Origin of the sequence: Desulfosarcina cetonica JCM 12296, assembly GCF_001311845.1 — a bacterium.
Classification (GTDB): domain Bacteria; phylum Desulfobacterota; class Desulfobacteria; order Desulfobacterales; family Desulfosarcinaceae; genus Desulfosarcina; species Desulfosarcina cetonica.
Genome location: NZ_BBCC01000233.1, coordinates 1 through 8,878, shown reverse-complemented (window position 1 = coordinate 8,878; position 8,878 = coordinate 1). Strand labels below are relative to the sequence as shown.

Below are 8,878 nucleotides of genomic sequence, written 5' to 3'. Positions count from 1 at the left end.
CCGGCGATCCCGACCCGCCGCGCGCGGGCCGCTTCGCCTCCCCGGATGCTTTGCTGACCCCGTCCTACATGGCCATGGCCGCCGCCGACCCGAAGCTCCGCATCGAACCGGCCTGGAAAGTTTCCATTGTTTACGGCATGCCCTGTGCCATTTATCATCAGTTGCCGGCAGCTTACTACCTGGCGGCCCGCTTTCACGATGATTTCGAGCCGGCCTTGTTGCATGCGGTCAACGGCGGCGGCCAGAATCAGGCCCGGGCCATTCTTACCGGCGCGCTGACCGGTGCCCAAACCGGTCTTTCCGGTATTCCGCGGCGTTTTCTCGACGGTCTCGAAGACAGCCAAGCCCTGGTCCAGTTGGCCGAGGCACTGGCCGTGGCCGCCGATTCATCCGGTGCGGATGGTGCAATTTAAAACGCTACATGTGAAACGGGGCGCCATCTGCTATGGTAGTCGCTGTTTTCATGAGACGTTCGCACACCAACGCGGGAGATACGATGCGCATCCTGGTCGTTGACGACGATGCATCCAGTCTAACGACGGCGGTTTCATTTTTGCTGCCTTATGGGAAATGTGATGATGCGAGCGATCGGGAGTCCGCTTTGGCGCGGTTCCGGTCCGCCATCGATACTGGTGTGCCGTACCAACTGGTACTCGTTGATATCAAGGTTACCGGTGCCGGTGGGGAGACCATCCTTGCCGCCTTCCGGGAGATCGAAGACCGGTCGAGTCTGCCGCCCGATCAGCGCGCGCACATTCTGGTCACCACCGAACAGTCCGGCCGGCAAATGATTACCGATTGCCTGCTCAGCGGATGTGATGATTTCATCGAAAAACCGCTGGACAAGGCCAAGCTGATCGGCACGCTGCATGACCATGGCGTGTTGGAGGACAAGACCTCGGCTGCGTCTGCCATGGAGAAAACGGCCCTGGACGGTGCCGTATTGGCCGACAAGGTTGCCAAGCAGCTGTCAACCGGTGATCCGGAACTTCCGCCGGCCATGAAAATCGCCATGCGGGTGCGACAGTTGATCGATTGCGGGGCGGAGATCGCCGATGTGGCCAACCTGTTGCGGCAGGATTCGGCCATTTCGACTCAGTTGCTCAAGACCGCCAACTCCGCCTATTATCGCGGGATGGGCAGGAGCGCCTCCATCGACCAGGCGATCAACCGCCTGGGACTTTCCCGGGCCAGCGAATTGGTCATGTCCCTTTGCTGCCGCGGTTTTTTACGACCACCCATCCACCTTACCAAGCCCTCGTCGACAGACTCTGGTGGCACTCCTTGGCCTGCGCGCACGCCACCCAGATGTCGTTTTTGAGCCCCGATGGCGAGGCCGACGAAGATCTTTTTTCCATCGGCCTTCTGCATGATACCGGCAAGCTGCTGTTGCTCCAGGCGGCCGCCGATGTGGCGCGACGCAAAGCCGATCGACACACGCCCGCCAGCGAGGCGGAGCTGATTCAGCTGATGGACGCGCATCATGTGCGTCTTGGGGTTCTTCTGATGCAGAAAATGGCTTGCCTGGAGATTTACGGCAAGGTCGTTCAACGCCACCATGATCCCGCCACCGGAGAAAAAGAAGTCCCTCACCAACTCAAGATCCTGCAACAGGCCAACTGGCTTGCCAAACGGGCCGGGTTCAGCCTGGCGCCGATGGATCCGGAAACGCTCGATACCATGCCGGAAGCACTGGCGATCGATGCGACGACGCGTGAAAAAGCCGTCGCCGAACTTCCCCTGCATATGGAGCAACTGCGCTATCTGTTCGGCTGATGGCCCGCAAGCGAACCGCCCTCACGTCCCGCCATTCCCAAAAAACAAACCCTTGCCGGGTTTTATCCCGGAAAGGGCTCGCCTTGCACGCCTCCGGCTTCAGCGCCCTTATTACGAATCCGACCTATTTGGAAGGTTCGGGAACCGGCACGGCCTGGGACCATAAGGTGTCTTGCCGGCGTTTTCCGGACAGCACCCGGCTCAGGGCAAACGCCCCATCGCCTATAAGGGCCTGGACCAGGCTGGCGGCGATCAGAAAGGCGGGATACTCCCAGCCGCCGCCTGGATTGGAGAAGACCCAACCACTGGCGCCGTGGACGAAAACGATGGTGCCGGCCAGGATGGGAATGCCGACCAGCGCCGCCAGGCGGGTCTGGATGCCGGCCACCAGGGCCACACCGACGATCAGCTCCAGGAAGAAGGTTGCGTAGGCCAGGGCAGGGGGCAGGCCGAGGGAGCCGAAGAAGCCGGCCGCACCGGCCAGGGTGAAGACAACGTATTTGAGCCCGGCATGGGCCAGGAACATGCTGCCCAGGGACAGGCGCAGAATCAGTGCCGCGTAGGGGGAAGTGGTATTTGCATTCATGGTGGACTCCTTATGAATTTTGGTTTCAGGTTTTGCGGGAGCATTGAACTCCCGGCTTGACGTGAAAGATGGGTTTTGTTTTATTGCAATTCAACTCTATTATTTTGCAAATGGGGATTGCAATTATGCAAAATACCATGGATTGGAACGACTATCACTACTTTCTCAAGGTGGCCGTCCTGGGCAGCCTCAACGCCGCTGCCGAAGCGCTTTCGGTCAATCACTCGACCGTTTTCCGGCGCATCAATGCCCTTGAGGCGCGCATGGACGTGCGTTTATTCGAGCGCCTGAAAACCGGCTATGTGCTCACCGAGGCCGGTGAAGAGATCCTGCAGCGGGTGCAGGCCGTCGAAGAAGAAATGCACGCCATCCAGCGTACGCTGTTGGGCAAGGATATTCGCCTGAGCGGTACCCTGAAGATCTCGACCACCGACACCCTGGGGTATCATTGGTTGCCGCCTTACATTCGGCGCTTCAAGGCCCGTTACAACGACATCCGCATCGATGTGGACATCAAGACCCGTTACACCAACCTGACCAAACGCGAGGCCGACATCGTCATCCCGGCGGTCAACACCCAACCGGAGACCATGGTCGGCTGGAAGCTGGCGCCCATTCTCATTCGTCTGTATGCCGCCGTCGACTACATCGCGCAAAACGGCCGGCCACGGACACCGGAAGAATTCGCCGGTCATCACTTCCTGCTTCCCAACGAAGCCCTGGCCGGTCTGCCGGCGGACCGGTGGCTGCGACGCCTGATCCCCGAAAGCGCCATCGTCGCCACCAGCGACAAGCTCACCGGGCTCTACCACCTGGCCCGCCAGGGCCTCGGGTTGACCTTTTTGCCCCACTACGTGGGCGATACCGACGAGCGACTGGTGGCAGTAATGGATCTCCCTGAGAATTGCTACCATGACATCTGGATTCTCACCCATCCGGATTTGCGCCACACCGCGCGGGTGAAGGCGTTCATGCAATTTATGTTTGAGGCGACGAGGGGGGAGCGGGGGGCGTTGACGGATCCGTAAGAAACCCGATATCGGCGTTACGCTCCCCCTTCGTCACTGCGGCGTACGCCCAGTACTGCCTCCCTCCTCAGGGCTCGCAAGCCTTGATCTCGGGCTTCTTACGAATCCGTTGAAGCATCGGTATGCTCCTGATTCGTGCAGAAAAGATTGTTCCTGCGGCGGTTATTGGTTATAAAAACGATCCACGTTCCACTTTTCCATTTCCACCCCATCATCCGGCTCAAATCGACAGGGAGACAGTATGGCACCGATCACCAGCGCGGAAAGGTATATCCTGCACCTCTCGGACCTGCACTTTGGAACCGAGACGTCACCGACAAACGCCTTCAACCAGCTGGCCGAGGATTTAAAAGGTAGCGACCTTCAGTGCCACCGGCTCGATGCATGATCATTTCCGGGGATGTGGCGAATTTTTCAGAGGCGGTGGAGTATGAGCAGGCCAAACAATTTCTGGATGAACTTATCAATGAGTTCAAGCTGAACTTATCGCGAATCATCATGGTACCCGGCAACCATGACTTTAACTGGGAGCTGGCAAGAGACGGATACCCCCTGAAAGAGCTCAAGGCAGTTAAAGCGGATCTTGTCGAAGGACAATATGTGTCAATTAGTGAGGATGCTGTCAGGGTTGAGGACCCAGCAACATACCCGCTACGCTTTCAATATTTTAACGATTTTTACCAGTTGATTAAAAAAGAAGTTTACCCCGTTGACTATAACCACCAGGCTACACTTCATCATTTGCCTGAGCTGAACCTTGTGATCGTTGGCTTCAATAGCTCCTGGAGACTGGGTTACTATGTCAAGGAACCTGTATCCATCTGCCCGGATGCCATTGCCAATGTGCTCACCACCATACGCAAAAATCCAGCCTATGCCGCTTGCCACAAGTTTGCCGTCTGGCACCATCCGCTCAATGGACCCGACGAGGACCGCATCAAGGATCATAGCTTTCTACAGCAGCTGGCCAAAGCCGGGTTTTGCGTTTGTCTGCATGGTCACATCCACAAGGCCAAGGCTGACCAATACTACTATGACGTGACCGAGGACGGCCGCCAGATTCGGGTGATCGGCGCCGGCACTTTCGGGGCGCCGGTCAAGGAATGGACGCCGGGATATCCCCTGCAGTACAACCTGCTCAAGCTCAGCGACAGCGCCCTGACCGTGAATACGCGCTGCCGCCGGGAGCTGAACGGCGCCTGGGAGGCCGACGCCATCTGGCGGCAGGGCAAGGGCAAGGATCCCTTGCCGCGCTACACCATTGAATTGCCTGCGACAGAAAGGCCAGCGGAACCGGAACCGCCGAAAAAAGCGGATGAAATCCCACTCGCGAGCAACGCTTCAACCCATGACCATGCCCTGGATGGCGATATTCGGGTCTATCGTGAGAAAATGGCGTCGCTTCATGAATCCCTGCCCCTGACCGGGTTCAAGACCAAGGCCCGCGTACCGCTTTTGATCGAAGAAATTTATGTGCCGCTGCATGCTGCACTGGATCTGCGGGTCGTGGGCGATGCCTGCTTTTCCGATGCGGCGGATGCCGAAGAAAAGGTTTGCCGCATGGGCCGTTCGGCGGAGATCTCCATCCGGATGCCTTTGCCCAATCATCGGCCCTGAAACGGCGTGGCATCGTCATCCTGGGCGATCCGGGGGCCGGCAAGACCACCCATTTGAAACGCTTGCTGCTCTGGTGCCTGCGGGGTGATCCCCAGGCGTATGGCCTTCCCACAGATATCCTGCCGGTGTTCCTGCCCCTGCGGGAGCTTCGGCAACTGGATCAAGGACTGGATGCCTTCATTGAAAAGCAGTTGGAGGATCCCCATTTAGGGATCCCGGCAGGATTCGGGAAACGCCTGATGGCCCGAGGCCGTCTGCTGTTGCTCTTCGATGGCCTGGACGAGGTGGCCGATGCTGGAGACCGCCGGTTGGTTGCCCGATGGATTTCCAACGTCCTGAAGGCCGCCCCTTCCTGCCATGTTGCCGTGACCTGCCGGTTTGCCGGGTATACCCGGGAAGCGCGCCTCGACGAGCAATTCCTCGAGATGCACCTGCGACCGCTGAGCGCCGACCAGGCCGAGGCCTTCATCCGCAATTGGTATCGTCTGGTGCAGAAATGCCTGATGACCGACCACCACCAGGCGGAGATATCCGCCAAAAAACAAGCCGACGATCTTGTCGAGCGGCTCAAGGCGCCCGAATTCCGGGCACGGCGGGTATTCGAGCTGACCCGCAACCCGCTGCTCTTGACCAATATCTGCCTGGTGCATCTGGACCGGGGCGGCAAACTGCCTGACCGCCGCGTGCGGCTCTACGATGAGTGTACCGATGTGTTGCTGGAGCTGTGGCGTCATTCGACAGGCGTCCGTTCCACCATCGATGCAACCGTGGGACGGCGGGTGCTCCAGCCGGTGGCTTATTGGCTGCACCAGCAGGAGGGCCGCACGCGCGCCTCGGCCGTGGAACTGGCGCCGGTCATGGAACCGGCGCTCAAGGCTGCCGGATGGACCCATGGAACCGCTGCGGACTTCTTGGAAACCGTGCGCAACCAGAGCGGCCTGTTGACCGGTTGGGATCAATCCAATTACGGCTTCATGCATCTGGGCTTTCAGGAGTATCTGGCGGCCGGCGAGGTGCGGCGGCGATCCGTGGAGGCCCCGGCTATCCTTGATGAGCTGGCCGCCAGGTTTGGCGACAGCTGGTGGCAGGAGGTGATTTTGCTACTGTTAGGCATGAGTGATCCCTGCCTGTTTACTCCATTTATGCATGCCGTATTGCGGACGCCGAACTTTGCCAAACATATAGATCTGGTAACGTCATGCCTGGATGATGCGGCCGAAGTGTCAGTCGAACCCTTTTTAGGATTTTTGAGGGCAGCCGCAAAAAAGACCTCCTGGGAAGAGCCACGCCTGCTTGCCTTGCAACTCCTTGAACGGTTCGCACCGGAAGATCTTAAGCAGATATTACCTGCATTGAGGAAGGATTACTCACCTATAATTCATCGATGGATATTGAATAAAAACCAACGTGATGCGGCTGACACCATAAAATCGGATCCCAGTGGCTACGAGCTGGTCAGGATCCCCGGCGGCGAGTTTATGATGGGCTCGCCGGAAACCGAAAAGGGGCGGTTCGATAGAGAAGGACCGCAGCATCGTGTACACGTTGGCAATTTCTACATGGGGCGCTATCCGGTAACCAACGCCCAGTACGGACTTTTTTTGAACGCCAATCCCAATATCGCCGTTCCCGAATACTGGGATGATCGTCAATTCAACCAATCCAACCAGCCGGTGGTGGGGGTGAGCTGGGAAGACGCCAACGCCTATGCCCGTTGGGCCGGATTATGGCTACCTAACGAGGCTCATTGGGAATATACCTGCCGGGCGGACACCACCACCCGCTACCATAGCGGTGATTCGGATAGCGATCTGGATCGGGTGGGTTGGTACCGTGAAAATTCTGGTCGCAAGCTCCATGCGGTTGGCGAGAAGGAACCCAACGCCTTTGGCTTGCATGACATGCACGGCAATGTTTTCGAGTGGGTGGCGGACGACTGGTACGAAAGTTACAAGAATGCTCCGGATGATGGTAGTGCTTTGATCGACAACCCCCGTCGTCCGTACCGCGTGATCCGTGGCGGCAGTTGGTTCGATTCCGCCTGGAATTGCCGATCGGCTTTTCGCGACAGAGGCGAGCCTGGCGACCGCTGCTTCTACGTCGGCTTCCGGCTTGTCTTGCTCCCAGGTCAATCCGGTTAGACAGGCAGGAGCGGAGTCGGGGGCACAGCCGTCAGGGAGGGCCGTGCGGCAGCCGGAACGTCATCGGCTGGGCCGTGCGACGGGGCGGCGGGAAAATGAATTTGGTTTTCAACTGAGTGGTGGACGCCGGATCAGGTTCGGCAGGGCGGCTACTCAATCTTCGGCGGCGATGGCATACGCGACTGCATGGTGGCCATTTCAACCATGGTTTCCAGGCGGATGAGGCGCTCGTTGATGCGGCGCAGATCCTGATCCATGCGCTCGACCCGGTCGATGAGGGTGCTGACCCGTTCGTTCAGCAAAATCCCCGAGCGCAGGGCTTCCATAACTTTCTCGCTGACACCCATGGCTTATGACTCTTCCAGGAGGGCGTGGGTTTCGTCCAGCCGCTGTTCCACCGCGTCCATGCGCTCGACCACGTGTTGCGTGGTGCGGATCATGGTTTCGGCCAATGCTTCCAACAGGGCATCATCCTCGGCCGCTGCATCGCCGCTGAAGGCGTTGACCGCCTCGCGAACCACCTCGGCAAAGGAGATCTTGCGATCGCGGGCGATGCGGTCGATTTTGGCGATCATCTTGGGCGGCATGAGGATCGGTTTGCGCCGCATGGTTTCGTTCAGGGCCGTGGCTCCCATGGCAATTCTCCTTGGGGTTCGGGTTCATTCAGAAAGTAGCACATGTGCCGCACATGTGCAAGGTAAGTTTGAGGTGAATGTCAAATGCCAAAATCCGAATGTCAATTGAAGGATCGGGTCGATATTTAACTGGATAGAATACCTCCAATTGGCATTTTTTATTGGACATTTGACATTACCCTGCGGGGTTTGTAGGAGCGGTCCTTGACCGCGACATGTTTTCCGCACATGCGCGGGTTGCCCCGGGATCCGTTGCGAACACATTGACAGCGGACGGCAAAAGAGCGACACTTCTGCTCGATCGCTCAAATCGAAAGACAACCCCAAAAGGAAAACGGCCATGCATTCGGTCATGATTCATCCGGCCACCTATGACACCGTGCGCGAGGCGGTGGACCGCGCCTTCGAACGCTTTCCCCAACGGCTGGAAGGCCGCACGGTGCTGATCAAACCCAATGTGCTGCGGGCTTCGACGGCGGACGAGGGTATCGTCACCCATCCGGCAGTGCTTTCCGCCGTGGTGCAGAAGGTCGAGGGCCTCAATCCGGAGGCCATCGTGGTGGGGGACAACCCCGGCATGTTCAGCTACGGCGAGAATGCCATCGCCTTTGAGCAAGCCGGCCTTGTCGCGGCGGCCCACGGGTATTATCGCAACATCGGCCTCGAATCGGTGACGGTACCCTTCAATCCCGACTACATGCCGGCCGTGCAGGTATCCCGGGCGGTCATGGAGGCCGATGTGGTCATCAGCCTGCCCAAGTTCAAGACCCACGGGCTGACCGTAATGACCGGTGCGATCAAGAACAGCTACGGCATCTTGCCCGGTGCCCAGAAGGCCCGTTTGCACAAGTTGGCCGGCAATCCACCCCGCTTTCATGAGTTGATCGTGGATGTGTTCCGGCTACGCGTGCCGGATCTCTTTATCGTCGACGCGGTAGTGGGCATGCAGGGTAACGGCCCAGCCTCCACCGAGCTGCGCGACATCGGCCTGATCCTGGCGGCGGACAATGCCGTGGCCCTGGACGCGGTGATCGCCACCATGATGGGCCTGGACCCGGGGCGCCTGCGGTTTTTGCAGCGGGCCGCCGAGCTAAA

General features: G+C 58.8%; 9 protein-coding genes and 1 pseudogene. 7 read left to right on the top strand and 3 right to left on the bottom strand.

The annotated features are described in order from the left end of the window. Positions 1 to 413, top strand: a 413-nt coding sequence (locus JCM12296_RS30065) for an ADP-ribosylglycohydrolase family protein (protein WP_172684184.1), incomplete at its 5' end; no start/stop codon positions are given. 32 nt (positions 414 to 445) lie between these two features. Continuing rightward, positions 446 to 1,776, top strand: a pseudogene (locus JCM12296_RS51645) (HDOD domain-containing protein). Positions 1,777 to 1,900: 124 nt separating this feature from the next. On the opposite strand, the gene JCM12296_RS30050 reads toward JCM12296_RS51645, so the two are convergent. Next, positions 1,901 to 2,362 (bottom strand): DoxX family protein, encoded by a 462-nt coding sequence (locus tag JCM12296_RS30050; RefSeq protein WP_054700742.1) that lies wholly within the window; start codon positions 2,360 to 2,362, stop codon positions 1,901 to 1,903. Between the two features lie 125 nt (positions 2,363 to 2,487). On the opposite strand from JCM12296_RS30050, the gene JCM12296_RS30045 reads away from it, so the two are divergent. The 4 genes from JCM12296_RS30045 to JCM12296_RS30035 all read left to right on the top strand — a co-directional run bounded on the left by JCM12296_RS30045 (position 2,488) and on the right by JCM12296_RS30035 (position 7,148). Further along, positions 2,488 to 3,390 carry a LysR family transcriptional regulator gene (locus JCM12296_RS30045; protein WP_054700739.1) on the top strand — a complete coding sequence of 301 codons (903 nt, stop codon included), beginning with the start codon at positions 2,488 to 2,490 and terminating at the stop codon, positions 3,388 to 3,390. A 241-nt stretch (positions 3,391 to 3,631) separates the two neighbouring features. Next, entirely contained in the window at positions 3,632 to 3,778 is a 147-nt protein-coding gene (locus JCM12296_RS39165; protein ID WP_157068020.1) for a hypothetical protein, read from the top strand. Further along, positions 3,775 to 5,007 carry a metallophosphoesterase family protein gene (locus tag JCM12296_RS30040; RefSeq protein ID WP_054700736.1) on the top strand — a complete coding sequence of 411 codons (1,233 nt, stop codon included), beginning with the start codon at positions 3,775 to 3,777 and terminating at the stop codon, positions 5,005 to 5,007. The genes JCM12296_RS39165 and JCM12296_RS30040 overlap by 4 nt, the downstream gene beginning before the upstream one ends. Beyond that, positions 4,944 to 7,148 carry an SUMF1/EgtB/PvdO family nonheme iron enzyme gene (locus tag JCM12296_RS30035; protein WP_054700733.1) on the top strand — a complete coding sequence of 735 codons (2,205 nt, stop codon included), beginning with the start codon at positions 4,944 to 4,946 and terminating at the stop codon, positions 7,146 to 7,148. Before JCM12296_RS30040 ends, JCM12296_RS30035 begins: the two co-directional genes overlap by 64 nt. A gap of 149 nt (positions 7,149 to 7,297) precedes the next feature. Here JCM12296_RS30035 and JCM12296_RS30030 read toward each other — a convergent pair whose 3' ends face one another. Both JCM12296_RS30030 and JCM12296_RS30025 read right to left on the bottom strand, forming a co-directional pair. Further along, positions 7,298 to 7,495, bottom strand: coding sequence for a hypothetical protein (locus JCM12296_RS30030; RefSeq protein WP_054700731.1), 198 nt, complete (start codon positions 7,493 to 7,495; stop codon positions 7,298 to 7,300). Between the two features lie 3 nt (positions 7,496 to 7,498). Then, positions 7,499 to 7,783 carry a ribbon-helix-helix protein, CopG family gene (locus JCM12296_RS30025; RefSeq protein WP_054700728.1) on the bottom strand — a complete coding sequence of 95 codons (285 nt, stop codon included), beginning with the start codon at positions 7,781 to 7,783 and terminating at the stop codon, positions 7,499 to 7,501. 340 nt (positions 7,784 to 8,123) lie between these two features. Here JCM12296_RS30025 and JCM12296_RS30020 point away from each other — a divergent pair. Beyond that, the coding region (locus JCM12296_RS30020; protein ID WP_054700724.1) for a DUF362 domain-containing protein at positions 8,124 to 8,878 on the top strand (755 nt) is incomplete at its 3' end.

Bases quoted from the DNA above. Each gene is read 5' to 3' on its own strand.
- JCM12296_RS30025 (WP_054700728.1), bottom strand. From the start codon at position 7,783: ATGGGAGCCACGGCCCTGAACGAAACCATGCGGCGCAAACCGATCCTC.
- JCM12296_RS30045 (WP_054700739.1), top strand. From the start codon at position 2,488: ATGCAAAATACCATGGATTGGAACGACTATCACTACTTTCTCAAGGTG.
- JCM12296_RS30050 (WP_054700742.1), bottom strand. From the start codon at position 2,362: ATGAATGCAAATACCACTTCCCCCTACGCGGCACTGATTCTGCGCCTG.
- JCM12296_RS39165 (WP_157068020.1), top strand. From the start codon at position 3,632: ATGGCACCGATCACCAGCGCGGAAAGGTATATCCTGCACCTCTCGGAC.
- JCM12296_RS30030 (WP_054700731.1), bottom strand. From the start codon at position 7,495: ATGGGTGTCAGCGAGAAAGTTATGGAAGCCCTGCGCTCGGGGATTTTG.
- JCM12296_RS30040 (WP_054700736.1), top strand. From the start codon at position 3,775: ATGATCATTTCCGGGGATGTGGCGAATTTTTCAGAGGCGGTGGAGTAT.